At 70.2% G+C, this 26,970-nt stretch carries 24 protein-coding genes; 6 read left to right on the plus strand and 18 right to left on the minus strand.

The window, feature by feature from the left end; all coding sequences use genetic code 11:
• Positions 1 to 11: 11 nt before the first annotated feature.
• The 6 genes from VFZ09_RS34840 to VFZ09_RS34865 all read right to left on the minus strand — a co-directional run bounded on the left by VFZ09_RS34840 (position 12) and on the right by VFZ09_RS34865 (position 6,856).
• Entirely contained in the window at positions 12 to 1,073 is a 1,062-nt protein-coding gene (locus VFZ09_RS34840; protein ID WP_329732059.1) for a peptidylprolyl isomerase, read from the minus strand.
• Between the two features lie 39 nt (positions 1,074 to 1,112).
• A complete protein-coding gene (locus VFZ09_RS34845; RefSeq protein WP_329732060.1) occupies positions 1,113 to 2,258 on the minus strand; it encodes a hypothetical protein in 1,146 nt (381 codons plus the stop codon).
• 224 nt (positions 2,259 to 2,482) lie between these two features.
• The gene (locus VFZ09_RS34850) at positions 2,483 to 3,499 is read right to left on the minus strand and encodes a type VI immunity family protein (RefSeq protein WP_329732061.1); all 1,017 of its coding nucleotides are present in this window, start codon (positions 3,497 to 3,499) and stop codon (positions 2,483 to 2,485) included.
• A gap of 15 nt (positions 3,500 to 3,514) precedes the next feature.
• Complete coding sequence (locus VFZ09_RS34855; protein ID WP_329732062.1) at positions 3,515 to 4,342, minus strand: hypothetical protein; 828 nt, start codon at positions 4,340 to 4,342, stop codon at positions 3,515 to 3,517.
• A 65-nt stretch (positions 4,343 to 4,407) separates the two neighbouring features.
• The gene (locus VFZ09_RS34860; RefSeq protein ID WP_329732063.1) at positions 4,408 to 6,306 is read right to left on the minus strand and encodes a methyl-accepting chemotaxis protein; all 1,899 of its coding nucleotides are present in this window, start codon (positions 6,304 to 6,306) and stop codon (positions 4,408 to 4,410) included.
• 4 nt (positions 6,307 to 6,310) lie between these two features.
• The gene (locus VFZ09_RS34865) at positions 6,311 to 6,856 is read right to left on the minus strand and encodes a PDC sensor domain-containing protein (RefSeq protein ID WP_329732064.1); all 546 of its coding nucleotides are present in this window, start codon (positions 6,854 to 6,856) and stop codon (positions 6,311 to 6,313) included.
• Positions 6,857 to 7,065: 209 nt separating this feature from the next.
• Between VFZ09_RS34865 and VFZ09_RS34870 the strand changes: the two genes are divergently transcribed.
• The 5 genes from VFZ09_RS34870 to VFZ09_RS34890 all read left to right on the plus strand — a co-directional run bounded on the left by VFZ09_RS34870 (position 7,066) and on the right by VFZ09_RS34890 (position 12,388).
• Entirely contained in the window at positions 7,066 to 8,094 is a 1,029-nt protein-coding gene (locus tag VFZ09_RS34870; RefSeq protein WP_329732065.1) for an aspartate-semialdehyde dehydrogenase, read from the plus strand.
• Positions 8,095 to 8,221: 127 nt separating this feature from the next.
• Positions 8,222 to 9,133, plus strand: coding sequence for an MXAN_2561 family MXYO-CTERM-anchored protein (locus tag VFZ09_RS34875; RefSeq protein WP_329732066.1), 912 nt, complete (start codon positions 8,222 to 8,224; stop codon positions 9,131 to 9,133).
• Positions 9,130 to 9,852 carry an MXAN_2562 family outer membrane beta-barrel protein gene (locus tag VFZ09_RS34880; protein ID WP_329732067.1) on the plus strand — a complete coding sequence of 241 codons (723 nt, stop codon included), beginning with the start codon at positions 9,130 to 9,132 and terminating at the stop codon, positions 9,850 to 9,852. Before VFZ09_RS34875 ends, VFZ09_RS34880 begins: the two co-directional genes overlap by 4 nt.
• Before the next feature lie 19 nt (positions 9,853 to 9,871).
• Entirely contained in the window at positions 9,872 to 11,713 is a 1,842-nt protein-coding gene (locus VFZ09_RS34885) for a PKD domain-containing protein (protein ID WP_329732068.1), read from the plus strand.
• A gap of 6 nt (positions 11,714 to 11,719) precedes the next feature.
• Positions 11,720 to 12,388, plus strand: coding sequence for a molybdenum cofactor biosynthesis protein (locus tag VFZ09_RS34890; RefSeq protein WP_329732069.1), 669 nt, complete (start codon positions 11,720 to 11,722; stop codon positions 12,386 to 12,388).
• 78 nt (positions 12,389 to 12,466) lie between these two features.
• On the opposite strand, the gene VFZ09_RS34895 is transcribed toward VFZ09_RS34890, so the two are convergent.
• The 3 genes from VFZ09_RS34895 to VFZ09_RS34905 all read right to left on the minus strand — a co-directional run bounded on the left by VFZ09_RS34895 (position 12,467) and on the right by VFZ09_RS34905 (position 14,832).
• Entirely contained in the window at positions 12,467 to 13,132 is a 666-nt protein-coding gene (locus VFZ09_RS34895; RefSeq protein WP_329732070.1) for a hypothetical protein, read from the minus strand.
• Positions 13,133 to 13,244: 112 nt separating this feature from the next.
• Entirely contained in the window at positions 13,245 to 14,393 is a 1,149-nt protein-coding gene (locus VFZ09_RS34900) for a M50 family metallopeptidase (protein ID WP_329732071.1), read from the minus strand.
• 16 nt (positions 14,394 to 14,409) lie between these two features.
• Positions 14,410 to 14,832 carry an NUDIX hydrolase gene (locus VFZ09_RS34905; protein ID WP_329732072.1) on the minus strand — a complete coding sequence of 141 codons (423 nt, stop codon included), beginning with the start codon at positions 14,830 to 14,832 and terminating at the stop codon, positions 14,410 to 14,412.
• Between the two features lie 74 nt (positions 14,833 to 14,906).
• Between VFZ09_RS34905 and VFZ09_RS34910 the strand changes: the two genes are divergently transcribed.
• Positions 14,907 to 15,431, plus strand: a complete 525-nt coding sequence (locus VFZ09_RS34910; RefSeq protein WP_329732073.1) for a hypothetical protein — start codon at positions 14,907 to 14,909, stop codon at positions 15,429 to 15,431.
• A 7-nt stretch (positions 15,432 to 15,438) separates the two neighbouring features.
• Here VFZ09_RS34910 and VFZ09_RS34915 read toward each other — a convergent pair whose 3' ends face one another.
• The 9 genes from VFZ09_RS34915 to VFZ09_RS34955 all read right to left on the minus strand — a co-directional run bounded on the left by VFZ09_RS34915 (position 15,439) and on the right by VFZ09_RS34955 (position 26,699).
• Positions 15,439 to 16,665 carry a type II toxin-antitoxin system HipA family toxin gene (locus VFZ09_RS34915; RefSeq protein WP_329732074.1) on the minus strand — a complete coding sequence of 409 codons (1,227 nt, stop codon included), beginning with the start codon at positions 16,663 to 16,665 and terminating at the stop codon, positions 15,439 to 15,441.
• Between the two features lies 1 nt (position 16,666).
• On the minus strand, positions 16,667 to 18,313 hold the full coding sequence (locus VFZ09_RS34920; protein WP_329732075.1) for a DUF262 domain-containing protein: 1,647 nt from the start codon (positions 18,311 to 18,313) through the stop codon (positions 16,667 to 16,669).
• Between the two features lie 77 nt (positions 18,314 to 18,390).
• Positions 18,391 to 19,020 carry a hypothetical protein gene (locus VFZ09_RS34925; RefSeq protein WP_329732076.1) on the minus strand — a complete coding sequence of 210 codons (630 nt, stop codon included), beginning with the start codon at positions 19,018 to 19,020 and terminating at the stop codon, positions 18,391 to 18,393.
• A complete protein-coding gene (locus tag VFZ09_RS34930; protein WP_329732077.1) occupies positions 19,017 to 19,880 on the minus strand; it encodes a ribonuclease HII in 864 nt (287 codons plus the stop codon). The genes VFZ09_RS34925 and VFZ09_RS34930 overlap by 4 nt, the downstream gene beginning before the upstream one ends.
• A 71-nt stretch (positions 19,881 to 19,951) precedes the next feature.
• Positions 19,952 to 20,335: a carboxypeptidase regulatory-like domain-containing protein gene (locus VFZ09_RS34935; protein WP_329732078.1), complete on the minus strand. Its 384-nt coding sequence runs from the start codon at positions 20,333 to 20,335 to the stop codon at positions 19,952 to 19,954.
• A gap of 44 nt (positions 20,336 to 20,379) precedes the next feature.
• Positions 20,380 to 21,834, minus strand: a complete 1,455-nt coding sequence (locus VFZ09_RS34940; protein ID WP_329732079.1) for a B-box zinc finger protein — start codon at positions 21,832 to 21,834, stop codon at positions 20,380 to 20,382.
• A gap of 58 nt (positions 21,835 to 21,892) precedes the next feature.
• Positions 21,893 to 23,659 carry a M61 family metallopeptidase gene (locus tag VFZ09_RS34945; protein WP_329732080.1) on the minus strand — a complete coding sequence of 589 codons (1,767 nt, stop codon included), beginning with the start codon at positions 23,657 to 23,659 and terminating at the stop codon, positions 21,893 to 21,895.
• 73 nt (positions 23,660 to 23,732) lie between these two features.
• A complete protein-coding gene (locus tag VFZ09_RS34950; RefSeq protein WP_329732081.1) occupies positions 23,733 to 25,139 on the minus strand; it encodes an RsmB/NOP family class I SAM-dependent RNA methyltransferase in 1,407 nt (468 codons plus the stop codon).
• A 138-nt stretch (positions 25,140 to 25,277) separates the two neighbouring features.
• Positions 25,278 to 26,699 carry a metallophosphoesterase family protein gene (locus VFZ09_RS34955; RefSeq protein WP_329732082.1) on the minus strand — a complete coding sequence of 474 codons (1,422 nt, stop codon included), beginning with the start codon at positions 26,697 to 26,699 and terminating at the stop codon, positions 25,278 to 25,280.
• Between the last annotated feature and the right edge of the window lie 271 nt (positions 26,700 to 26,970).

The raw sequence follows: 26,970 nt of genomic DNA on the forward strand, positions 1-26,970 counted from the left end.
CGGCCCGGGACTCAGGCGCCCTCGAACTGGATCCGTGCCCGGCGCATGACGTGGTCCACCGCCATGAGGTGCCAGGCCACCTGATCGATCCGGGCCAGGTTGCGCGGCTCGGCGCGCAGGGCGTCCGCCAGCTCGTCCATCGTCAGCCCGGCGGCGTGGGCCTGGTCCCGGAGGACCTTCTCCACCACCTGCGGCGTGAGCGTCAGGCCATCGCGCTTGCAGATGGCGCCCAGGGCGAGGCTGATGCGCAGCCGGTGCTCCACCTCGGCGCGGGTGTCCACGTCCTTCAGCCACGCGCCGAGCGACTCCTCCCGCTCCGGGCCGTTGAACTGGAGCTCGCTGGCGGAGCGGCCCTCGCTGGTGCTCCAGCGGCGGCGGATCTCCTCGTCCACCAGCTCGCGGGGAATCTCCACCCGGGTGCGCGCGGCCACCTGGTTGAGCACCTGCTGCTGGGCCTGGACCAGGAGCAGCTGCGCCGCCTCGTCCTCCATCTGCCGCACGACGTCGCGCATGGCCTCCTGCAGCGTGTGGCCCCGGCCGAAGGCCATGAGGAACGCCTCGCTCTCGAAGTCGGGGTACCTCACCTCGCGGGCGGCCTGCACCTGGAGGACGAAGCGGGCCGGCGTGCCGCGCAGCGACTCGACGGGGTACTCCGCGGGCAGGGTGACCTCCACCACCAGTCCCTCGCCGGGCGAGCGGCCCACGAGCGTCTCATACAGGCCGGGCAGCAGCGGATCCGGCTGGACGGGGAGCCACTCGCCGGTGCGCAGGCTGAAGGGGATGAGGTGGCCCTGGGAGTAGCCCGCGATGTTGAGGAGGACCTCGTCCCCCCAGGCGATGTGCTCGGTGGGGTAGCGGTGGTGCTCGGTGGCGTGGGGCCGCGCCAGCTCCAGGAACCGCTCCTGGACCTGCTCGGAGGTGAAGCCCTGGGGGGAGGGGAGGGTGACGGACAGCCCCTCCAGGGAGGGAGCCTCCACCTGGGGCAGCACCACGGGGTGACTCCGCTCGTCGCGCCAGGTGGGCGAGATCCGGGGCAATCCGAACGACTGGGGACTGGAGGTGTGGGAGTTCATGGTGCGTGCCTCTGCGAGGTGGGGACCAGGGGGGGACGACTACCAGCCGCTGAAGAAGTTCTTGATGCCCTCGCCGACCTTCTTGGCGCCCTCCTTGATGGCGCCGAAGTTCTCGACGACCGCGCCGGCCACGGAGGAGGCGGTGGAGACGGCCGCGCCCACCTGCGAGACGATGGGGATGTTGGTGGCGGCCACGATGGAGCCGGCGGCGGTGATGCCGGACGTCACCTTGGAGGCGATGCTCGCGTTGGGATCGGCGATCGTCTTGGCGGCCAGGGCCGTGTCGAGCGCGGCGATGCCGATGTTGACGCCCGGGGCGAACCGGCCGGCCGCCTTGGCCGCCGTGCTCGCGCCCTTGGCACCCAGCTTGGCCGCGGCCTCGGCGCCCTTGGCGGCGTCGACGATGGCATCGCCCGCCTTGAGGCCCGAGGCGACCTGCTGGCCCGCCTTGGCGATGCCGCCCTCGAGCTTCCCGGCCAGCTTCCCGCCACCCACGGCGCGGAGTGCATCGGCGGCGCCCTGCTTCAGGGTGGTGCCGATGGTGGCCCCGAAGCCCTTGGACTTCGCGAGCTCGCCCAGCACGTCGATGTCACGCAGCGGCTTGCCGGAGAGCACGGACTCGGCGACCTTGCCGGCGATGTTCTTGCCCACCTCGCCGTGGGCGCCGAGGGCCGCCTGGGCCGCGCCCTTGAGGTTCTTGAACTCCTTGCCGGACTGGATCATGGCGGCCACGTCGAGCCCGCCCTTGACGGTGTTCAGCACGCTCTTGCCCAGCAGGAGGGCGCTGTCGGTGGCCTGGCTGCCGTCACCGTTCTTGATGGCGCTGGCGAGACCCGCGGCGTTGGTGCCGATGCCGGCGACACCGGCGGCGACGCCACCGCCCGCCTTCAGCTTGCCGAACGCACCCGCGGCGCCATTGGCGTGAGCGGCGTCGGTGGCGCTCTGCACGTACTTGCCGAGCAGGTTCTGCTTCGCGGCGGCGGCGGACGTCTTGGCGGCGGGCTCCAGGGTGTCCTGCGTGTGGAGGGACTGGGGCTTGGAGGCCGCGGGGGCGCTCCTGGGCGGCGTGGTGAGGTGGGGCGCCGAGTTCGTCCGGGTCAGGGCCGGCTTCTCGCTGGCGCCGAGCACGGGGGCCGAGTTGGAGCGGTGCAGCGAGGGATGGCTGTTGGAGACGGGCGTGGTCATGGAAGGCTCCTGCGAAGATGGGGGTGGGTGGCGCGGCGGCTGTTCGCCGTTGATGTGCGCCATCCAGAGCAGGAGGTGTGCCAATGCCTACGCGACCCGGCGGGAACGAGTGAAAGGCCCGTCTTCCCTCGGGAAATGCTCGCGAGCCGGGGGACTCGCGAGGGATTCCGGGGCCCGGCTGATGACCGGCCCCTGGTGACTCCAGTTTCTCCTGGTGACTGCTGTCACCAGTCGAGGAAGCGCCTCCACCAGCGTCGCAACTCCTCCTCGACGGAGGGGTCCGTGAAATGAGTGAGACGCCAGGGGAATGGCTCCATCCAGGGCTCCAGCACCCTCGCGAGCTCGCGGTATGCCGGAAGGTCCTGGCCTCGATCCAAGTCTCCCGCTTCGGGGCAGGAGCCTGTCGATACGACGACGCGCTGCTCCTCCATCTCCTGCACGGTGGTCGTGGGGCACTGGAGCCGGGCCTGGAGGACTGATGCTCCACCCAACGCATTCAGCACGGGCTGCCCGAGAAAGTTCAGCCAGTGGATGCCATCCACCCGGGTGCCCATGTTGTCGTGGATGCTGGCGTTGCGGATGTCGAAGCCGGGGTGACGGAATATCACCGGGCGAAGCCGGTCCAGCTGCTCGTCCACGGGGTACCAGCAGGAGAGGGCGAGGCCGGCATGTCCCGAGGCAAAGGGCAACCGGGAGCCCATGTCGAGCGCCAGAGCGCGCACAGCGTCCGCACCACGCTCCTCGAGGTACTCCGTTGGCAGGGTGACCTGGAGCACACTCACGCTGTGTGGTGGCGGCTCACGCCAGGCAAGCCGGGCGTGATAGCTGAAGGCGTAGCCGCGATCGTCATCGGCGTAGATGCTGAAATACGGATCCGCACCCTCCTTCTCGGGATGGAAGGCCTCGTCGGGCGTGTAGTCGTCGAAGTACCTGCGCTCCTTGGGCCGCAGGCTCTCCCGGATGAGCTCCCAACCCCGCTCGCTCAGGTCTCGCGGTTCCCAGTAACAGCAGGTGTAGCGAGAGAGCGCCTCGGGGTGTCCTTCCACGGCGCGGAGATAGCTGTCGAGCGCATGCGACACGCCCGCTGAGATCTGGAAGTGGTCGCAGGGGACGAAGAAGACGATGCGGACCAGGTCACGGATGAGGAGCCGGTCCTCGATGCGCTCGGTGGCGCCCGTCTCACGCGTCCAACTCCTGGTCCTGACCGGGCCCGAGATGCGGATACGAGGGGAGGGGTTCATGACCATCGGCAAGCACTACCGGCGATCAACACCAAACTGGGGAGTGACGAGGGCGGGTTTGCACTGACCACCGAGTCCTTCGTACGACTTCATCTGCCTCACGGCTTCCGCGTTCCAGGGGTTGCCCACCTCATAGCCACAAGGGAACTTGAGGTCGTAGATGCACTGAATCCGGGTGGCATTGCGGGTGAAGTGGATGACGATATCGGGCCGGAGCGAGCCGGTGCGCCTGTCGGTGAGCAGCACTTCTTTCGTGATCTCGTCCTTCCGGTAGCGCGGCTCCACGGCGAAGTTGTCGGGGAACTTCTCCGCGAGCTTCCTCTGGATGCACTCGAAGGCGACCGCGTGCTTCAGCTTCCCGAGGTGCCGCGCCCAGGAGGGGGCGAGCTTGTCCTTGACGGTGGGCTCCTTCTCGCATTCCGAGTCGGGCAGGGTGCGATCCTTGCCGAAGAGCTCTTCGTCCACCTTCCTGTTGGCTGTATGCACGCACTGCTTCAGGACGTCCTCGACGACGCCCCTCTGGGCCTCATCGAGGAACCTGGTGACGTGGATGAATCCCTGGAGGGCTTCGGTGGCCTGGACGACTGTTTCGAACACCTGGCCGGCCCGGGACGCAGCGGGCGCGAGGATCTCCCCGGTGCTTGCATTGACCGGGGCCGCGCAGGCCGCACCACACGACTGGTTGAACTGAGCTCGGGTACCGGTGAGTTGCCCACCCCCATGGACACGGGGATGGACCATGGAGCAGGAGAGGCAGAGGAGCGCGGCCACCGACACGGTGGCGAGGAACCGCATGCCCTGGACTGGCCGGCCCCAGCGCGAGCCTGTGTGAAGGGAGGACATCACGTGTTCCCTGGCGTGTCGGGATGGAACCCCGCCCTGTCTCGGGACAGAGCGGGGCAGGTGCACTAGGCCCGGTAGGTGCGTGCCACCGACTCCATGCGCTCGGCCGCTTCGCGCAGGGAGCTCGTGGCGCGCGTGGTGGCCTGCACTCCCTGCATCGTCTCTTCCATCAGCGACGACAGGTCCGACACCGCGGTGAAGATCTGCGAGATGCCCGCGTTCTGCTGGCTCACCGCCACGGCGATCTGCCTCGCCGCTCCCGCGTTGTCCTTCACGATCGACGTCAGCTCCCGGAGGCTCTCGCCGCTGGCCTTGATCTGCGCCAGCCCGCCCTGCATCTGCTGCTGCCCCTTCTCCGTCATCGACACCGTGTCCTGGATGGACTTGCCGATATCGTCCAGCAGCTCCCGCACCCGGTCCGTCGACTCGATGGACTGGTCCGCCAGGGCGCGAATCTCGCGCGCCACCACGCCGAATCCCTTGCCGTGCTCGCCCGAGCGCACCGCCTCGATGGCCGCGTTGAGCGCCAGCATGTTCGACTGGTCCGCCAGATCCTTCACCGTCTGGGCGATCTCTCCAATCTGCTGCGTCCGGTTGCCCAGCATCAGGATGGTGCTGGCCAGCCGCCCCACCTTCTCATGCAGCTCCTGCAGCCCCGCGATGCTCGCTCCCAGCGTCTGCTCGCCCAGGCGGCCCACCTCTTCCGCCCGCTCCGTCACCTGCAGCACCGCCCGCGAGCGCTCCTCCGCCATCTTCGACGTCTGTTGAATCTCCTGCGCGGTGACCTGTGTCTCCTGGATGGCCGCCGCCTGGCGCGAGAGGTTGCGCTCCTGGTGCTCCGCCGCCTGGCTCAGCTCCGCCACCGCGCCGGTGAGCACCCGCGTGCCCTGCTGCAGGCCCACCGTCGTCTGGCGCAGCTGCTCCATCATCCGCGAGAAGGCGTGGGCCAGCTCCCCCACCTCGTCCCCGCTGTTCACCTCCACGCGGTGCGAGAGGTCTCCCTCCTCGAGCACGTGCGTCACCGCCTCGCTCAGCGCGGAGATGGGCCGGGCGATGCCACGCGCCAGCCACCACGAGCCCGCGACGGCCAGCACCAGGAAGAACCCCAGCATCCCGAGCGCCACCGTGGCCGCCTGCGCCAGCGGGGCATACGCCTCCCGCGCGTCCAGGGTGGCCACGAAGTGCCAGCCGTCTCCCACGTCCTTTACGTCCGTGCCGTTGATGGCCTCCTGCGACACGGGCCGCACCAGCGGCGCCGCATCCGCGGGACGTGAGTTGAAGAGCACCGTGCCCTCCTCGCTCCGCACCTCCAGGGCGAAGCTGTCCTGGGCGCGCTCGCGGGCCCGCTGCATCGCGGCCTTCACCACGTCCCGCACCTGGCTCCAGTCATACGCGGCCAGCAGCACGCCGATCCGGGCGCCACTGGCCGGGCTCTTCACCGGCGCGGCCAGCGGCAGCACCCGCTTGCCAAAGGCCGCGTCCTTCTCCCGCGCGAGCGCGTCGGCCGTGAAGCGCCCCTCGAGCGCCGCCCGGTACCACGCCGTCTCGCGCACCTCCCGCTCCCGGCCCTGGAAGCTCTTGAGCAGCGCCTCCGAGCTGGCCGACACCGCGCGGCCCTGCTCGTTGAAGAGCACGAAGCCGCTGAGGGAGGGGTGGTGCTTCACCAGCCCCGCCAGCACCGCGTCGCTCTTGTCGTAGGTGTCGAAGAGCAGCGCCCCGCGCAGGATGGCGTCCTCGGACCAGCCGCGCACGTTGGCCTCGCGCTCGGCGAGGATGCGCTCCACCAGATCCTTCAAGCCCTCGGCCTCGGCCCTCAACGTGGCGTGGATCTGCTTGGACAACGTGCGCCGGGTGAAGGACAGGCCCACGCCGGTGACGGACAGGATGGCGAGCGCCGAGAGCATCGCCACCGACAGCGTGATGCGGCCGCGCAGCTTGAGGCCTCGCGAGAGGGGGAGGTTCATGGTTTCAGAGCTCGAGCAGGGAGAGGGACACGGTGAGGGCGCCGATGACGCGGGCGCCATCCTTCACCGGCAGGGACACCTGGACGACATAGGACTGGGAGGAGTCGTCGAAGAAGGGTTTTTCACGCAGCTCCCCACCCCGGCCTCCATTGAAGGACTGGCGCCACTTGGGCTCATCGCCCTGCCAGTAATCGGACGTGCGCCGCGTGGCGCCCACCAGCGCGCCCTGGTTGTCCATGACGAAGGCCTCGGCCACCACCCGGCCCAGCCGCTCCCGGTAGCCGCCGAGCGTGCGCGCGCACGGGTTGCCCAGCAGCTGGCGCTTGAGCGGGGTGAGGGCCGGCGTCGCGCGCCACTCCTCGTCCCACTGCCGGATGCTCTCCAGGGACACGCGCCGCGCGTTCTGCTTCTTCACCTCGCGCACCACCGACGGATCCGTGGCCATGCGCCGCAGCTCGGGCATCAGCCCGTCCACCTTCTTCATCTGCGCCGCGCCGTCCGGCGGCACGTTCGCGAGCAGCAACAACGAGACGAGGGTCCACATCGACATGTCCCACCAGTCTACCGGAAGGGGACGCGCGCACCCGTGTCGGGCCCGCGCCCCTGCTCCCCCTCCATGCGGACACGGTGGGACAGCCCCCGGCGGGCGCCACGGTGGTAGACGTCTACCAGTGATGTCGTATTTTGTCCTACCTGAGTGGTAGACGTCTACCACCGAAGGCCGCGCGCCGGGCGGGGGGCTGGGGTAAAGGGACCGCCATGAACGAGAACCTGCGAATCGCCGTGGTGGGCGCCACGGGCGTGGTGGGCACCGAGGTGCTCTCCACCCTGCTGCAGCGGGACTTCCCCGCCGAGCAGCTCAGCGTGCTGGCCTCGGAGCGCTCCGAGGGCGAGGAGGTGGAGTACGGCGAGGAGACGCTGGAGGTGGAGCCGGTGTCCGCCGAGACGCTCCGGGGCACGGGCCTGGTGCTGCTGGCCACCCCGGCGGACGCCTCGCGCACCCTGGCCCCCCTGGCCCAGGCCGCGGGCGCCTGGGTGGTGGACGCCAGCAACGCCTTCCGCGCCGAGGGCAACGTCCCGCTGGTGCTCCCCGGCTTCAACTCCGAGGTGCTGGGCGCCTCCTTCAAGGGCCGCATCGTGGCGCTGCCCTCGGCGGTGACGACGGCGGTGGCCACCCTGGTGGAGCCGCTGCGCCAGGCCTTCGGCGTGGCCCAGGTGCAGGTGACGGCCCTCATGGGCGTGTCCTCCTCGGGCCAGCGGGGCCTCAAGGAGCTGGAGCAGCAGACGTCCGCGCTGCTGTCCGGCCGCGAGCCCGAGGCCCACGTCTTCCCCCACCGCGTGGCCTTCAACCTGGTGCCCCAGGTGGGCCCCTTCCTGGCCAACTCGCCCTGGACGGAGGAGGAGGCCGGCTGGACGCTGGAGTGCGCCCGGCTCTTCGCCAGCAAGGGCGAGGTGCCCGTGGTGGCCGGCACCGCCGTGCAGGTGCCCACCTTCTTCGGCCACGGGCTCAGCCTCCACGTGCGGCTGAAGAAGCCCGCCCCGGTGGACCAGGCCCGCGCCGCCCTCAAGGGCTCGCCCGCGCTCAAGGTGCTGGATGCTCCCACCGAGAAGGTCTACCCCCTGCCCAGCCTCGTCACGGCGGATCCCACCATCCATGTGGGCCGCCTGCGCTCCTTTCCCCAGGCCCCCGAGTGGCTCACCCTCTTCGCCACCGTGGACAACGCCGGCCGGGGCGCCGCCCTCAACCTGGTGGAGGCCGGCCTGCGGCTCGCCGAGTCCTCCGCCTGACAATTTGGCAACGCCGCCGGGCCGCTCCTGCCCATTTGACCGGGGGCGGGGGCCTGTCCCCCCCGTCACCCCCCGGAGGCGGGCCGGGTTTCTCCTGGCCTCGGGCTTGCTACCCTCCTTCCCGCCCATGCGTAACCTCCTCTTCACCGCAGCGGTCCTCCTGTCGTCCGCGGCGTTCGGACAGTTCGGGTCCCAGGTCCAGGTCACGGTCCAGTCCGCGACCAATACGGCCAGCCTGAGCGTCGGTCCGAGCCAATGTGGATCGACGAGCACCTTCAACTGGCGGGTGGCCGGCACGCCCTGTACCGAGCTCTCCCTCTGGATCACCACGGACACGGACTGCCGGGACTCGGCTTCCGCGCAGACGTCGGGATCCACCCGCTCGCTGTCCTCCATTCCGCTCACCACCATCACCTCCTCGGGTGGCACCGCGACGGCGACCTTCCAGGTGTCCAACCTGCCCATCTTCTCCACCTCCGGCTCGGATGCGGGGACGGGCTCGTGCGGTGACCCGGGGATCGAGTCCACGATGCGGCTGTGCGCCGCGACGAAGACGGCCGATGCGCTGGGCTCGTGCAGCTCCAACGTGGTGAAGGCGGCGAAGCCGTTGGAGATCACCTACGACACGAAGAGTCCCGATGCGCCGTCCATCTCTGGCGTGGCCGCGCTGGACAAGGCGCTGAAGGTGACGGTGGATGCGCCGGAGGACGCCCTCCAGGTGAAGGTGGTGGCGTTGCTGGCGGGCGTCGAGGTCTCCAATGAGCAGCAGGGCGTGGCGGCGGGGGCGGTGCGGGTGGCGAACCTGCAGAACGACGTGACGTATCAGCTCGAGGCCTATGCCATCGACGAGGCGGGCAACCAGAGCCCGGCGTCGGTCGCGAGCGAGGGCACGCCCACCCGGACGTTTGGCTTCTATGAGCGGTACCGCGAGGCGGGCGGCGAGGAGACGGGGTGCGGTGCCACGGGCGGAGGTTTCGCGGGCGGAGGCATGCTGGCCGCCCTGGGTTTCTGGCTGTTCTCAAGGAGAAATCGTTCATGACTCGAGCAGTGGCCCTCGGCATCGCGGTGGTGCTCACCGCGCTCCCAGGCGAGGCGCAGGAGATGTCCGATGTGCCCACCCAGACGCCTCGCAGCGGTGCCGTGGAGATCCGGCTCGGAGGCTACAAGCCGGCGCTCGATGCGGAGGAGGCACTCGCGGGGAAGCGGCCGTACGCGGATACGTTCGGCGCCTCCAGCATGCTGCTCGTCGAGCTGGAGATGCAGCGCTTCTTCTACCAGGGCATCGGCACGGCGGGCGTGAGCGTGTCGCTGGGGTACGCGGAGAAGTACGCCGCCGCCCTGACGGATGCGGACGTGCCGTCCGCGGAGCGCACCGGCCTCCACGTGCTGCCCATCCGCGTGCGCGGCGTCTACCGGTTCGACTACCCGGCGTTCCGCTGGGGCATTCCGCTGGTGCCCTACATCAAGCCCGGCCTCGTCTTCACGCCGTGGTGGTCCACCAAGGGCGGGGAGATCGAGTCGCCGGAGGTCGGCGGCACGGGCAAGGGTTTGAGGTTCGGCTGGGAGGTGGCGGGTGGTGTCGCCTTCCTGCTGGACGTGCTGGAGCCGCGGCTGGCGCGCGACTTCGACTCGGACCTCGGGGTGAATCACAGCTATCTCTTCGCCGAGTACACGTACGCGAAAGTGAACAACTTCGGCAGTAAGGGATTCGATCTCTCCGACGGGTACTGGATGTTCGGACTGGCGCTGGATTACTAGACCGTACATGAAAGCGCATGTGCGAACCTTTCCTCGAGCCCTGACAGTCCTCGTGGTGGTGGCCGTGGCCCTGGCGGGTCCCGGCTGCCGGAGGGCAGTGAAACCGGAGGCGGGGGGAGCTCGCACGGTGGAGGCCGGCGTGCCGGTGGGCTTCGGCTCCGAGGCCCGGGACGCGCCGGAGGTGACGTGGGACTTCGGAGACGGCTCGCCGCCGCGGCAGGGCGCGCGGGTGTCCCATGCCTTCCCGCGCGCGGGCAGCTTCCAGGTGCGCGCGCTGGAGAAGGACGCGGTGCTGGCCAGCGCCTCGGTGACGGTGGTGCCGCGGCCGGTGCTGCGCGCCATGCCCGCCGACGCGGAGGTGGCGGTTTTCTTCCCCCGGTTGCGCGGCAACGTGGAGCCGCTGGTGGGCTTCTTCGCGCGGATGTTGGGCCAGGCCCAGACGCGGCAGGCGCTGGAGGAGGCGCCGCTGTTGTCGCTGGTGCTGCGTGAGCTGCGGGGCGAGCCCCGGCTGGTGGATCCGGAAGAGGGCGTGGGCTTCTTCTCTCTGCCCGGCTTCGAGGGCACCGTGGCGCTGCTGGGCGTGACGGACGCCGAGGCCGCGCTGGAGGCGGTGGTGGAGGAGCTGCGCTCCGGTGGCGCGCGTGTCGTGGGGCGCGAGCCCGGGGGCAGCGTGCGCTTGGAGCGCGAGAGTGGGACGCCGATGCTGCTCTTCGCGGACCGGGGCTACCTGTACCTGGTGGTGCCGGACTCGCCGGAGGAGGCGGGCGGGGACGAGGACGACGAGCAACAGGCGAGCGGGCGCATCGAGAAGGTGCTGGCGCAGGAGGGCGGGACGGCGGTGGCGGACGAGGCGGCGATCCGGGCGCGGATCACGGGCATGAGCGGCCCGGGGCTGTCCGAGCAGCCGCTGCTCACGGAGCTGAGGCCGAAGGTGGGCGCGGGCAACGTGCACCTCTTCGCGCGGGCGGAGGACGGGGACGACTCCGAGGGGATTCGAGGCCTGTGGGCGGCGCTGCGGGTGGAGGAGGCGAGGGCGGAGCTGGAGGGCTGGGTGGCCTCGGACAAGTCGCTCTTCGCGGGCAAGAGCGGGCCGGGCTCGGAGCTGCTGGGCAAGGCGCCCGCGGATCCGATCGCCGCGCTGATGGTGTCCATGCCGCCGGAGGAGATGACGAAGCTCGTCTTCGGCGCGCCCGGCTCGGAGCGCCGCGAGCGGACGTTGCTGCGGCTGAAGGAGCAGGGCTTCGACGCGGCGGGCGCGGATGAGCTGCTGGGCGCGCTGCGCGGAGACATGACGCTGCTGGCGTACTTCGACGCGGTGGCCTTCTACCGCAACTTCTTCCTGGGCAACCGGCAGCCGGAGCCGCGCGGCACGCTGCTCTTCCAGGCGGGACTGGTGCGCTCCGAGCCCGTGCTGGAGTGGCTCACCGGGCGGCTCAAGGAGCGCGGGCAGCCCTATGAGGTCTTGAAGGGCGCGGACGCCACGCGCCTGCGCACGCGGGTGATGGATCAGCCCGTGGAGTTCGCCGTCTCGGCGGACCGGCTGACGGTGAATGGCGGCGAGTCGCTGGGGGCGCGGCCCTCGGGCGACGTGGGCGTGGCCCTGCGCGAGCGTTATGGCGCCCAGTCCTTCGAGCCGGGCCACCTGTCGGCCATGGTGGACGTGGGCCGGCTGCGCGCCGAGCTGGAGGCCCCGAAGGAGGTGCCCGGCGTGTCACCGCAGCAGCTGCCCGTGGCCCGCTCGCTGGTGGGCACGCTGATGGATCAGCTGCCGCCCGTGGAGAATGTCTTCATCGACTTCGCACCCGAGGAGGGCGGCGGTCGCTTCCGGGCGCGCGCCGAGCTCCGGGAGCGGAGCAGGTAGGGAGCCGTGTCCAACACCATCACCGTCCTGTATTTCGCCGCGGCGCGCGAGCGCGTGGGGCTGCCGAGAGAGCCGCTGGAGTTGCCCCCGGGAGCGCGCGTGTCGGACGTGCTGCGCCTGCTCGCCACGCGTCACCCGGCGCTGGCGCCCCTGTTGCCGCACCTGCGGGTGGCGGTGAACCAGGAGTTCTCCGACGCGGAGGCCGAGGTTCCCGCGGGCGCGGAGCTGGCCCTCATTCCGCCGGTGGCCGGAGGCAGTGGCGGCCTGTTCCGCGTGGTGGACCGGCCACTGCGGCTGGACGAGGTGGTGGAGGCGGTGTCCGGCGAGGCGTATGGCGGGCTCGTGACGTTCTCCGGCTCGGTGCGGAACCAGACGCGGGGCCGGCGGGTGCTGCGGCTGGAGTACGAGGCCTATCCGCCCATGGCGGAGAAGAAGCTGGCGGAGATCGGCGGCGAGGTGGCCGGGAAGTTCAACGGGACGCGGCTGGCGATCGTGCACCGGGTGGGGACGTTGAAGCCGGGCGAGCTGGCCGTGGTCATCGCCGCGGCGGCGCCGCACCGGAAGGAGGCGTTCCTCGGGTGCGAGCACGCCATCGAGCGGCTCAAGCAGGACGTCCCCATCTGGAAGAAGGAGTTCTTCGAGGACGGTGAGGTCTGGGTGGGTCTGGGTCCATAATCTTCCCTCTCCCCTCGGGAGAGGGGAAATTGACGAGGGACACGGCCGCGGGTCGGCGCATGTGCCCGGGGCACGCCTTCAGTGGACACCGAGATTGGCGGGCAGCGTCTTCACACCCGCGTCGGGCTTCTGCGCGTCCGGTGAAATGGGCCGGGCCGGCTGGTCCACCCCGAGCCTCTTGCGCTCGGCCTCCTCGCGGTCGCGTGCCGCCTTGAGGGCGCGGGCGTTGGACTCGGCCATCTTCTCGGGAGAGGGCCCCGCGAACAGGAATCCCACCGGCAGGCTGAGGAAGAGGGCCGCCCCCATCGCCACCCAGCCGAGATCTCGCAGCCGCACGGCCGCCTCGCGCTTGCCCGCGACCGAATAGGTGATGTGCAGGGCGAGCTCGCCCTCGCACAGGCGCAGCAGATCTCCCTGCAGGAGCTCCACCGAAATCCGGTCCCCGGTCCGCTGCAGCTCCGCTTCCGGGATGGGACGGAAGGCATCGCCGCGCCGGCTGCGCTCGACACGCGAGGCGGGAGGCACGAAGACGCGGTAACCCTTCTCGGTGCGCTCGGCGAGCAGGAAGGGCTCCTCCGGCAGGGTGAAGCCGTAGAGGGGCAGGGCCGTCTTCTCATCCTGCGCGGCCAGCACGCGCGTCTGCTCGGGGGCGAAGCTCCACACCTCGTTGCGGGTGGTGCCCCAGAAGAGCTCGCAGAACAGGCCGTCGTGCTTCGCCTCGGTGCTCTTCGCCTGGGTGCTCATGAGGGACGCAGCATAGGCCCTTCCCGGAGCCTTGGCGCCGTCTTCGGGCGGGCGAGCGTCGTCCGGGGGGCACTTCCGGCCGGGTGGACAGCGGCGGGCCGGGCACGGACGCTCACTCGCCGAGCCCGTCCGCCCGCGGGGGCAGTCCACCCTCCGAGGCCGCGGGAGCGGGGAGGGTGGCCGCCGCGGGGCTCGAGGGGCCCGCGTCGGGCGGGGCCACGGCGGCGGTGCGGGTGAGCCGGATGTGCTGGCGCAGGTCCGCGAGCGCCACCGTCAGCACCACGCCCAGCAGCACGAGGAAGCCCACCGCGTGCACCACCGTCTCCACGCGGGGCGGCACCTTGCGGCGGCTCACCGTCTCGATGAGGACGAAGAGCATCCGTCCCCCGTCCAGCGAGGGCAGGGGCAACAGGTGGAAGAGGGCGAGCGCCATGGAGAGACTCACCACCACGCGCAGGAAGGAGCCCCACCCACTGCCCGCCGCGCCCGAGGACTGCTTCACCAGGCCCACGGGGTTCGCGTCCGCCATGCTCCGCCGTCCCTGGAGGAGGCCGCCGAGCATTCGCGAGCCCTCGGTCACCAGGTTGCCCGTGTGCGCCACGGCCTGCAGCAGCGCCTGGCCTGGACCATGGACGCGGTACACGTACTGCTGACTCACCCCGATGCGGCCCTCGCCCCGCTCGTCCGGACGCGGGCGCACTGTCACCGCGCGCGGCTCACCCTGGCGCTCGACGCCCAGCTTCAACTCGCGGCCGGGGTTCTGGGCGATGAGCTCCACGAAGCCGCTCCAGCTGTCCAGCGGCTGGCCGTCCACGCTGACGATCCGGTCCCCCGGCAGCAACTGGGCGCGCGCCGCCTCGGAGCCGGGGTTGATGGTGCCCACCGTGAGGGGCACCACCACATGCGTGCCCGAGGTGTAGAGCGCGAAGAGGACGCCCAGGGAGAACAGCCAGTTGGCCAGCGGCCCCGCCAGCAGCACCAGCAGCCGCTTCGCCGGGCGTTGCGCCGAGAAGTTCGTGGGATCCGCCGCGTCCACCCCCGGCTCGTGGGGGTTCATCCCGTGGATGCGGGTGGAGCCACCGAGCGGGACGGCGCCGAGCACGTACTCGGTGCCGCGGAACTTCCAGGAGAAGACGGCGGGGCCGAACCCGAACGTGTACCGGTCCACCCGGACGCCGAGCAGCCGGGCGGCCACGAGGTGTCCCAGCTCGTGCAGCGCGACGAGCAGGCCGAGGGTGAGGAGGAGGGGGAGGTAGTGCATCCGGGAGTGCCGAGCCTCAGAGCTTCCGCCGCTGGCCCGTCCGCTTGTAGGCCAGGTAGTCGGCGAGGATGGTGCCGTGGTCGAAACACAGCTCCGCGGGCAGGCCATCCACCGGGAAGGCGCGGGCCTCGGCGGCGTCGTCCGAGCCCGTGGGCTCTCCCGAGGCGCGGCAGAGGTAGACGGTGGACGCGGTGTGCTTGCGTGGGTCTCGGGACGGGTCCGAGTAGGTGAAGAACTGCTCCACCACCTCCACGTCCAGGCCGGTCTCCTCCCTGGCCTCGCGGGCGGCGGCGCGATCGAACCGCTCGCCCTCGTCCACGAAGCCGCCGGGCAGGGCCCAACCGAGGGGCGGGTTCTTGCGGCGGATGAGCACGAGGCGCTCCCCTGGCAGCTCGATGATGCAATCCACCGTGGGGAGGGGGTTCTTGTACGTGGCCATGGAGCGGGCAGTCTAGCCGCTGGTCCCGCCATTGCACCCTGCACGTGTGCGCGGGCTGAGCTAGCCTGCACGCCGTGGCCGCCCACCGACTGTTCCGTCCGCTCCTGCTGTCCGCCCTGGCACTCGCCTCTGGCCTGGGCTGCACCAACGCCTACCTCCAGAACGAGGGCCCCTATGTGTTCACAGCCACGGAGGTGATCCGCGACGACTGCGGACTGCTCGCCGCGTCCTCGGTGCAGGACAGCTGGGACTCGGGTGAGCTCATCATCACCGGCGACGTCGTCCGCATGAACTACGAGCTGATGGACATGCAGCTCATCGGTGCGTTCCTCGAGGGCGGCTTGACGGAGGATGATGGCTTCATGCTCGATGGCAGCGTGGCCAACGCGCCGCTGAGCGCGAAGGGGACGCAGTGCACGGTGGATCAGGTGGCGGTGCACCTGGAGGCCACGACCCGGTGTGCCACGCAGTTCGACGGGGTGCTGCGCGTGCGCTACGAGCCGCGAGTCGAGCAGCCCGAGTGCGCCTGCCAGGTGTGGATGCGCTATCAGGCCGTCCAGAACGCCCGGCCCTGCATCCTCCCCGCCCCCGCGCCTTGAGCAGGGACTACGGCCTTCCGAGGAGTGGCACCTTCTTCCAGTGCTGCTCAATCCGTTGCTTGTAGCTCTCGGGAATGGGGAGCCCGGCGCGGAGCGTACTCCACGAATCCAGCGTGGCCTGCACCGCTTGTCTCACGGTCGGGAGGACTTCCTCGTTGCCGAGCTTCAGCTTGCGTGCGAGTCGTTCAAAGCTTTCGAGGGAGACATCCTCGAAGCGCTTGGAGCGGGAGAGATTCAAGGCCAACGTTTCATTGGGCATGTACTGGATGGTTGATACGAGGTCATAGGCGGGCGAGAGCGTGGCGTGGATGCCATCCGGGTACAGGAGGGACCAGTTCTTGTGGTGGGCATCTCCGTTGCCAATGGCGATGATGAAGATGAGCCGGCGAAGGAACTCCTGGAACGCATCGGGTCCAGCCACGTTGAGCAACACGTTCGCGGTCGTCTCGTAATTGTATTTCTTGTACTTCTCGTCCGAGTAGAGCCCCAGCACCTGCGCCATGTCCTCCATATGGACACGCTGGCCGGGTGCCGGGCGGTCGAAGCGGCGGATGGCGAAGGCCATTCCCTCACGGAGTGCGACGCCCTCGGGAAGGCCCTTGAGGTCGGTGACCGCTTCCAGATGGAATTCGGGCACGGTGATGCCAGCGGCGCGTGCCCAGCTCATCATCGAGAATTCGTTCTCGGGGACGAGGTCGTAGCGATTGTCCGGCAGCTTGACGATCCAATCGCCACCCCGGCCACTCGTGGGCAGGGTCATACCCCGGTCCTGGCGCAACATGGAGAACTTGAGCTGCACGCCCGCCAGGGAGAATCGGAGCTGCTCCTGCAGGGGCGCGGCTTCTTCCTCGGCTCCCAGCAGGGGCTCGGAGGCGTCTCCACCCAGTGCACCCGCCGGAGTGATGATGAGCGCGCCGGGAAGGTCCTCACCCAGCCGCGCGATGAGGAAGAACTCCCTTTGGGGGTGCACGCCCAGTTTCTTCGCGATGAGCTCCCGCAGGGGGCCCTCCGGGAGGAGATTCGAGAAGAAGGGCAACAAACGCATCCGGCTCGAACGCCGCCGGGTGAGGTCATCCTCGAAGGCCTGTCCGAGAATGGGCCGCGGATACCTCTGGCGGTACTCCTCGGAGATGACGAACTCCGTATACTCATCCTCCAGGAGGTTCAGCGTCCCGACGTGGACGTCGCCCAGTCTGACATCGAGGATGCCAATCTCCTTGCGCAGGAGTTGCATGTCAGGCCTCGTCCTCGTTGGGGATGAGCAGGGATTGGAGCGGTTTGCGATCCGATTCCAGCCAGCGTGCTTTCGAGTCCAGGAACGTCGCGAGGTGTTGCTCCAGGAGCTTCAGACGGAGGGTCAGGAATCGCAGCCTGTCTCCTTGCTGGAGGGCCTTGAACGCAGGCGGTGAGATGCCATGGCTCCCGAGGACGTCTGGGGAGGCGTGCTCGAGCGCGGCAAGCAATGACTGCCCGGGGGTTTCCGGATGGAACATCCGGTTGGCGAGTCCTTGCATCAAGCTCTTGAGCTGAGCTGACTCGTCATCAGGGCGCAGGCGAGGGGCCTCGGTGAGGATCTGCCCGAGGGCGTTGGAGCCCTGCGTGCCAATGATGGCGGGGACATCCAGGACTTCGCCGGAGTGGAGCTCTCGTGGATGCAGCCCGAGCAACGCGTTGATCTGCAACCTGGTTTCCGCGGTACGGTACTTGAATTCACGCAGGTCGGGTGCCCGGGTGAGGAAGTGGGGGAGCTCGGCGAGCAAGGCTTGGATCGACTCATCCTCGTTCTGCCCGATGACCGTCAGGCTCTTGCGCACCGCGGGAACGAGCTCTCCCCGATGCGCGCCGGTGATGGCACCACGCCAGAACCAGCGTGCAAGCAACTCGCGTGAGCGTGCGGAAGGCTCGGGGTGGAGATGGAAGAAGCGCGCCAGGATGACGAGGGGGTGCTTGTGTGGCAGGAGCTCGACGTGAGGAATTCCCGCATCCCGCTTGAGGAAGACGATGGTCTCGCGCAGGGCGCGTTCCGTTTGACGGAGCGCACCTGGCAGGTCATGGACGCCCTCGAGTTGATGCCACCTGCCTCGGGTGATGTCGAGACCTTGGGTGGCGAGGACGGATCTGCGCAACCATTTCTCTTCGATGGTGCCAAATCTCATCTCCTCCAAGCCGCGGGACAAGGAATGGAGATCCGAGGGATGCTCTAGATGCCGGCCCCCAAGAATCGATTGGAGCACCTCCGCTTCGGAAAGGGTCTTGCTCCTGAAGTTCAGCCGCTCGACGATGACGGGGAGGGTTTCCTGGGCATCGGCTTCGACGATGTACGCCGGTAGCTGGTACTCCCCGAGCAGCTTGCCGAGTCCGACGGCGGTCCTGGTGTGCTCTGCCGGGCCAGGATGACGGCCCAGCCAGCCGAGCAATCGCTCACTGTCCGCCACCACATTCATGGGCAGCCAGTGCGGGGGCGTCGGCCCCCGGCGGGCAGGCCGGACGAGCTCCTTCTGCTCCAGGTCGAAGTAGAGCTCGAAGTCATCGGAGCCCCCTTCACCCTCGAGAGTGGGGTGAAGCAGTACCCCGGCCAGAGCGGTCACACGATGTTGGCCATCCACGACCCACAGGGCTTGAGCAGTCTGGGGCGCGTCCAACTTCACCGGACCGATTTCGATGTGTGCCGCAGGCGCCTCGTGCTGCCAGAAGAGCAGCAGTCCGATGGGATAACCACGGTAGACGCTATCCAGCAGCTCTTGAATCTCCTGGGCCTTCCATTTGAAATGCCGCTGGATTTCGGGGATTCGGATGCTCCCCTGTCGAACGCGGTCCAGCAGCTCCTTGACGCTGAAGGAGGTTGCTCTGGGACGTCGCGTGAGGGGCGAGAGAGGTCGCATGGCGGGTGCTTACCGACGAGCCCGAGGGATGTTACCTGACAGGTGGGCCGAACGAGGAGTAAAACTCCTCGGCTCCCTCACCGCTCCAGGTGGGTGATGCCGGCCTCGAGCAGCGCGGCCACGCCTCGCCGGGCCACGTGCACCACCTTGTGCCGGTGGGGCGTGCCCGGCTGTGTGTAGTGGCTGCTCACCTTGTGGTGCAGCTCCGTGGCGCCCCAGACGAGCACCAGGTCTCCCCACTCCAAGTCACTCTGCGCCTTCACCGCCGTGCGCCGCTCGGTGCCGTCCACCATGCGCAGCTCGATGCTCCCGCCGAGCTTGTCCTCCAGCTCCTCGCGCACCGCCGGCGAGCCGCCCACCACCACCACCCGGCGCACCCCATGGCGCCCACACGCCTCCAGGAAGGCCGTCTCCGCGCGCTGGTTGTTCGAGCCTCCGCAGTGCTCACAATGGCTGCGCGGCTCCACCAGCAGCGGCTCCCGGCCGCTCGACTTCGCCACCTGCTGGCACGGCGCCGCCGCGCACACCCGGTAGAAGCGCTCCGCCAACACCTGCTCGGCCTTCGGCAGCTTGGGCTCGCTGATGCGCACCTTGCGCGCGCTCGTGAGCCCCGTCTCCTCCAGCGCGGCCCGGGCCCGGGCGCGTGACTCCCCGGAGGTGATGCCCCGTTCGCCCAGCCACCCGTCGATGTCCTTGTCCGCGCTCACTGCTGCCCGTTCTCCGAGAAGAGATCGCCCTGGATGGGCCCGCCCACCTGCGGGGGTGCACTGAGTCCCAGCGCCTCCCGCACCGGCCCGAAGCTGCGGCGGTGGATGGGCAGCACGCCCTTCTCCCGGATGCACTGCACGTGCTCGGCCGTCGGGTAGCCCTTGTGATCCGCGAGCCCATATCCCGGGTACTGCACGTCCAACTCCCGCATCAGCCGGTCCCGCGTCGTCTTCGCCAGCACCGATGCCGCGGCGATGCTCAGCGAGAGCGAGTCTCCCTTGATGATGCCGCGCTGGGGCAGGGTGCACTCGGGAATCGTGAAGGCGTCCAGCAGCACGTAGTCCGGCTGAGTCCCCAGCCCCTGCACCGCCCGGTGCATGGCCAGCAGACTCGCTCGCCGGATGTTGAGCCGGTCGATCTCCTCCGAGTCCGCCTGACCCACCGCCCACGCCACCGCGCCCCGCTTGATGGCCTCGGCCAGCTCGTCGCGGCGCGCCTCGTCGGCGATCTTCTTCGAGTCGTCCAGCCCCTCCAGCTTCCAGCCCCGGGGCAGGATGGCCGCCGCGGCGACGACCGGGCCGGCGAGCGGTCCCCTGCCTGCCTCGTCCACCCCGGCGATGTGCGTGTGGCCCTGCTCCCACAGCTCGCTCTCGAAGCGCAGCAGGTGGCGCAGGCGCTGGCCCTCGGCACGGTTCTTCCCCTTCAGGCCTCGAATGCGGCGGGCGAGTGCCTTCGCCCCCTGGCGCGGATCCGCTTCCAGCGCCTCCAGCAGGCCCGTGGGCACGGAGCGGGACTGGGTCACGAAGCGCTCGGTCAGCTCCGTCAGGGAGCACCGGAGGAGGTCTTCCACACTCGACATGGCGTCCTCAACCTAGCGAGTCGGGACGCGCGGGACAAACGCCGAGTGAGGAAGCAGCCGCCCGGAGGGGCTTACGGGTTGAGCTGGAGCTGTACCGAGGTGGGCTCGGGGTGGCAGTGGCACTCGTCGCACGTCCAGGCCACCTCGGCCGGGGCGCTCACCTTGGAGCCGGCGGTGGCCGTCAGCCGCACCGTGCCCTCGCCGATGTCCTCGTTCACCGCCGTGGTGACTCCCCGGTCTCCCGTCGTCCCGGTGATGGTGCGACCCGTGACCACGTGGGTGGCCGTGACGAGGGCGTCCGGTACCGGAGTACCCTGTGCGTTCACCACCTCCACCCGCAGCGTGATGAGTTTCTCGGTGCAGGGGTCCCCCTGCCGGTTCACCCGCAGGCCCCCGTCACACGAGACGAGGGACGCGAGTCCCAGCAGAAGCAGCAGTTGGCGTGCCCGAAGCATGCGGAGGGATTGCGCACGGCCCCTGCAAGCGGCAACGCCGGATGTCAGCTGGTGGGCGGAAGACGGCCCCGCGCGAAGCGGGAAGCCTCCGTATCCGGGTACCGGTCAACGATGTACCGGTACACGTCCTCGGCGCGCGTCTGCTCCTGCATGCGCTCGCCCAGCACGCGGGCCAACAGGACGAGGGCGCGCGGGGCCAGCGGATCCTCCGGCGCCGAGTCCGCCACGGACTCCAGCGCCCGCACCGCCAGGGCGTTGTCCCCCTGCGCCGCCGAGGCCTGCCCGACGAAGAGGTGCACCGCCGGAGGAATGCGGGCCTTCGGCAGGAAGCCCAGCGCGGTGTAGAGCGCGAGCGCCTGGGGGATGTCGCGGGCCTGGACCGCCGTGGAGAGCTCCTGCAACCGGGCCTCGGGGGAGGGGGCCGCGGCTTCCGCCGGGCTGGGGGCCTGGAGCGCGGTGGGGTCCACGCGCAACGTGGTCCTCGGCGTGGCCTCCGCTGGCAGCACCGGGGTGAGGTAGTCGCTCGGCGCACCGTACCCGAGGGCATCTCCGCGCGTGTGGATGAGCAGCCCGAGCACCCGCGCCATCGTGAAGACGACCAGGCACTCGAGCACCTGGGCGAGCCAGCGCGAGATGACGAGCTCGAAGGGGAGCTCCCGCAGGCTGGAGCTGACGGAGCGGACGGCGAGGTAGACGAGGCCCAGGGCGAACAGGGTGACCACGGCCACCGCGTAGTCCCGTCCGAGGCGGAGCATGCCCCTCACGGCCGGCAGCGGGTTGAGCGTGTCCAGGAGGCTGTTGCTCGTCACCGCCATCATCAGCGCCATGGGCAGCCAGGCGAGGCTGGTGAGCCCCAGCAGCCACGCGAGGGGATCTCCGAGGAGCCGCTCGGTGGGGAGCGAGTGGAACCTGCCGGTCATGTAGAACATCGAATCGCTCAGCAGGCGATCCACGTACTGGGAGACGTCCCAGCCTCCGGCGAACGCGAGGTAGAGCAGGAAGGTGAGCCACACCACGCTGGTGGCGAGCAGGCCGCGCAGCGCCGGGAGGAGCCAGTCGTTGAAGACGTCGCCGTAGTCCGGGAGGGGCACCTCGTTCTCGCCGCGCACGCTGGCGCGCATGATGGAGAAGAAGGCACCCCAGAAGAGGCCGGCGCCGATCGCCGCGGGGGCCAGCCGCGCCACGATGAGTGTGATCTGCGTCATGAAGTCGACGACGGCCATGACGGCTCCGAGCCCCGCCGCCACCATCAGCCCTTGCCGGGTGAAGGGATAGCGCCACACCTGGCGCAGCCGCTCCGGGAAGGAGGCCAGCTCCGAGCGGTGCAGGAGGATCGTGTCGGCCCGGCCGCCGCACGCGCGGCAGAAGAGGAGATCCACCGTCTGCATGCGCCGGGCTTCCACGCACTCGGGGCAGAGCGGGGCCGCACAGTCGGTACAGCGCCAGCCGGCGGTGGCGGTGGGGTGGCGTTTGCAGCGGGCGAGGCGTCTGGGCGGCATGGCGCTCCTCTGGAGCGGGAGCCTATCCGGTCGGCTGGCGGGGGTGTACGGTGGGGGGCTAGCCAGGCTCCTCCCAGGGGGCGCCCAGCCAGGCCTGATAGGCGGCCTTCTGCGCGTCGGTGGGCTTGTCCACCCGGGCCAGCCATACGGCATCCGCGGGCTTCTGGCCGAGCGTCACCGGCACCTCCACCAGCCGGTCCCGGCGGAACACCGTGAGGCGCACCGTGTCCCCCGGGGACTTGTCCTCGGTACGCGACAGCAGCCCCGCCGCATCCACCCGCCAGCCGTCGAGCGCCACCAGCTCGTCGTCCACGTACAGCCCCGCCTCCTGCGCGGGTGAGCCGTCCAGCACCGTGGCGATGGTGGCGCTGCCCTTGGTGGTGACGCCCAGCCAGCCCTTCGGCTTGGGCTCGCCCTTCACCCGCGGCGGAGGCGAGCCGCCCTTGTCGCTCGAGGACTCGCGCGGACGGAAGCGCACCTCCAGGCCCACGTGCCAGAAGACGGAGTAGTCCAGCTCCTCCGTGCCGCGCACCGCCCGGTCGAAGAAGGCGCCGAGGTCCTTGCCCGCCACCTCCGAGGCCGCCGCCTCCACGCCGTCCTCGGGCACCCCGGACTCGTCGCCGTAGCGCTGCCACAGCAGCCGCATCAGATCATCCAGGCTCCGCGCGTCGTTCGTGGCGCGGCGCAGCTCCAGGTCCAGCAACGCGGCCACCACCTCGCCCTTGAGGTAGTAGGAGATGGCGCTGTTGGGCGAGTGCTCGTCCGGGCGGTAGTGCTTCACCCAGCTCACCAGCGAGGCCTCGGCCAGCGTCTGCGTCTTGCGGCCCGGCGTGGCGTGCAGCGCGGAGAGCGTCTCGCCCAGGCGCGTGAGGTAGCGGCCGTCGCTCATCAACCCCGCGCGCAGCACGAAGACATTGTCGTAGTAGGACGTGCCCCCCTCGAAGGCCCACAGCAGCGAGGTGTAGTTCTCCTGCGAGTAGTCGAAGGGCACCAGCGCCCGCGGCTTCACCCGCTTGATGTTCCACAGGTGGAAGTACTCGTGGGCCGCCAGCGTGAGGAAGTCCTCCCAGCCCCGCGCGTTCTGCAGCCCCGCGCGCGGGAAGAGCAGCGACGTGGACGCCTTGTGCTCCAGCCCTCCGCGGCCCTTGTCCGTGAGGTAGACGAGGAAGAGGTAGCGCCGCATGGGCAGGCCGCCATACATCCTCGCCTGCGCCTCGACGATGCGCTGCAGGTCCGAGCACAGCCGGCTCGCGTCCGGCACCGAGTCTCCCCACACCACCACCTCGTGCAGCACGCCCGCGGCGGTGAAGGTGTGCGGCGTGTGGGGCCCCACCTCGAAGGGGCTGTCCACCAGCTCGTCGTAGTCCCTCGCGACGAAGGCCTCGCCCCGGCGCTCCAGCGCGGCGAAGGCCCTCCAGCCCGCGGGGGCATCCACGGTGACGAGGTGCTCCTGGCCGCGCGTGGCCTCGGTGTAGAGGAAGAGGGTGGCGCCGTTGAAGTAGCCGTGGGTGCCGTCCAGGTGGCTGGTGCGCACGGTGAGCTCGTTGGCGTAGACGCGGTAGCGCAGCGTCACCGCGTGCCCCCGGGCCTGGACGCGCCAGGTGCGCTTGTCCACGCGCCGCACCGCGAGGGGCGCGCCTCCCGGGCCCATGGCACTCAGGTCCTGCACGTGCCGGGCGAACTCGCGCACCAGGTAGCTGCCCGGAGTCCACACCGGCAGCAGGGCCTCGAGCACCTCCGGGCCCGCGGGGAAGGTCGCCTCCACCTCGAAGAGGTGCGAGTGCGGACGGAGCATCGAGACGCGATAGTGGACCGCTTCCGGCATTCCGGGCCCTCCAGGGGGCGAGAGGGGGACAGCATCGCCAGGGGACGGGCCCAGCCGCCCCCCGGCTTACAGGCTACTTCGCGCGCACGAGGATGGCTCCGAAGAATCCATCCGTGCCGTGCAGGTGCGGGGCGAGCCGCAGGTAGGGCCCCGGGCCCACCTTCGCGCCCAGCTCCGGCCCGAGCTGCTCGGCCACCGGACGCACCGAGTAGTCCGGGTGCCTGGCCAGGAAGTCCTCCACCACCTGCTCGTTCTCCTCGCGCAGCACGCTGCACGTGCCGTAGATGAGCCGGCCTCCCGGCTTCACCATCTGGGAGAAGCGCTCCAGCAGCCGCTTCTGCCGCGCCACGTGGTCCGCGAGCATCTCGGGCGTGAGGCGGTAGCGCGCATCCGGCTTGCGGCGGAAGGTGCCCGTGCCGCTGCACGGCGCGTCCACCAGCACCCGGTCCGCCTTGCCCTGGAGGGGGGCGATGGCCGCGTCGGCCTCGGGGCCCTCGGGGGGGATGACCTGGGTGCGCACGTTGTGCACCCCGGCCCGGCGCGCGCGCTTGCGCAGCTCGTCAATCCGCCACTCCTCCACGTCCAGCGCGTGCAGATCGCCCCGGTTCTTCATCTGCACGGCGAGCTGCAGCGTCTTGCCGCCGGCGCCCGCGCACGCGTCCACCACCTTCGTGGGCGGCGCGTCCACCAGCATGCCGAGCAGCTGGCTGCCCTCGTCCTGCAGCTCGAACCAGCCGTCGCGGAAGGCGTCCAGCGAGAAGGCGTTGGTGCGCGTGTCGAGGATGAGGCCGAGCGGCGACAGCGGGGTGGGGGAGGACTGCACGTCCTGCTGCTCCAGGAGCGTGCGCAGCTGCTCGCGAGGGCCCTTGAAGCCGTTGACGCGGGCGGTGAGGGGGGCGCGCTCGTTCATGGCCTCGGCGGCGCGCTCGGCGTCGTTACCGAAGACGGCGCGGAAGTGCGCGGCGAGGAAGTCCGGCAGCGAGGCGGCGATGGGGAAGCGCTTGTCGCGGGGCAGGGCCTCCAGCGCCCGGGCGGCCTCGGGGAGGGCGGCGAGCACGTCGGCGTCCGAGCCATTCAGCGAGGAGGTGCGGGCCACCGCGTCGATGGGCTCGCCGTGGAGGATGCGCGAGGTGGCCAGGCGCAGCACGTCCTGGCGCGTCTTGTCGAGGCGCGGGAAGCCGCGGTGGGCGCGCTCGAGGAGGAAGTCCACCGTGAGCTGGCGGCGCAGCAGGGCGTACACCCGCTCGGCCACGGCGCGGCGCTCGTTGGAGTAGAGGTTGCGCTTGTGGCGCAGGGTGAAGTCCAGGGCCCGGTCGGCCAGGCGGCCCTCGTGGCGGATGAAGCCGTAGGCCTCGAGGCTGGCCTGGAGGACGAGGTCCTCGCGCAGGGGGCGGGCCGCGCGCGCCGCCTCGGACTCGGAGGAGGGCGGCTGACGTCGGGACTGGGGCGCCCGGGGGGGCGGGCGAGGGTTCTTCTTCATGAAAAGCTCCGGGGGGCCCGGGATGCGGGCCTGCTCTGTCGGCAGGCGAGCGAATCGCATCCCGGGCGCTCAATGACAAGGGTGGAGGCGTTTCGTCGCGTTTCCAGGGCGCCTCCGCCCCCTCCCCCGGCCTGCCGGCTAGCGGCGGCGACGGCGGCGCAGGGCCCCGGCGAGCACCAGCATGCCCGCGGGGAGCAGCGCCATCGCCGGGCCGGTCGAGCAGCCCGGGGCGTTGGGGTCCAACCCCTCCACGTCCTCCGAGCCGCCGGGCAATCCGGGGTTCCCGGTGACGGGGCCCGGGGTGGGGGTCGTGGGCTGGGTGATGGTGCCCGGCTGCTCGGTGGAGGGGGGCGACGCGGGGTCGGTCACCACGGGAGGCGCCTCCGCGGCGGGCGGGAGGTCCTTGGTGAGGGAGAAGCTGTCGATCAGCTGGCCCGAGGGCGTCAGCACCTGGGCGGAGAGGGTGCCCTCCTCCACCTTCACGTCGAGGTAGCCGTGGTTCCGGTCGTTGCGCACCACGGTCCACGAGGGCTTGCTGGTGGCGAAGGGGCGCAGGGACGCGCCACCGCCGCCCACCACGAGGTAGGTGGGGTTGCGCTCGCCCGAGGGGCCCACCGCGTTGCCCTTCATGGGCTGGCTGCGCTCGTAGTGGTGATCGTGCCCGGTGAGGACGAGGTCCACCCCGTACTTCTCGAAGAGGGGGGAGAACTCGCGGCGGATGAGGGGCTGCGAGCCGTGCTCGCCGCTGCTCCAGGGCGGGTAGTGGAGGAAGACGATCTTCCAGGGCGCGTCACTGGCGGCGAGGTCCTGCTCCAGCCACTTGCGCTGCGAGGCCAGCGAGCAGCGGTCCTGCGAGGCCATGCCCAGGGCGCAGTTGGCATCCAGGCCGACGAAGTGCACGTGGCCCCAGTCGAAGGAGTAGAAGTGCTCGCCGCCGGTGGAGCTGGTGGGCAGGTAGAGGTTGTCGAAGTAGGGCTGGGCCCGGTTGGTGACGTACTCGTGGTTGCCCGGGACGGCGACGGAGGGCACCTGCGCGAGCAGGGGGGCCATGGGGACGAAGAGGTTGTTCTGGAACTCGGCCTCGGTGCCCGACTCGTAGGCGTTGTCGCCGAGCATGAGGAAGAGCTCCGGCTCGCGGGCGAGCATGGCGTTGGCCACGGCGCGCTGATCGGCGTTGTTCATGCCGAAGTCGCCCACGGCGGTGAAGTGGACGCCGCGGGTGCCGGGGACAGGAGCGGTGGAGAAGCGCACGGGGTTGGTGCGCGCGCCACAGGCGTCGACGAGGTAGGTGTACTCGGTGCCGGGCTGGAGGCCCGAGAGGACGATGGCGTGGTTGCGGCCAGCGTCCGCGGACTGGGCGGACTGGCCGGTGGAGCCGTGGGTGCCATAGCGCACGGCGGGGACACAGTTGCCATCGAGCCGGAAGGCGATGGTGGCGGTGTCCGGGCCCACGCGCTGGAGGTAGGGCTGGCGGGTCAGGCTCGCTGCGCTGGCGCTGCTCGCGGAGAAGGTGAGCGCCGCGGCCACTGCGCCGAACGCCAGGGAATACAGTCGGTGCATGGTGCCTCCTGTCCGAGCCATTCGGACGGGGAGTGCAACCCTCCACCGTTGGACATCCATCCAATTCTCGACGGCCGCCCGCCTGCCCCTCGGCGGGTGGGCGAGGGGTCGTCGAGCTTGGCGGGGATGGATCTCTCACGCTCGTGGAAATGGGATAGAAGGCCGTTTTACTGATGGGCTACGACATGGCTCCTTCTTCGACCGTCCCACGGAGGTTCAAGCAGTTCCACGTACGTGGGGGAGCGCTGGCTCTATCGGTGCTGATGCTGTT

Source organism: Archangium sp. (assembly GCF_036277355.1).
GTDB lineage: Bacteria > Myxococcota > Myxococcia > Myxococcales > Myxococcaceae > Archangium.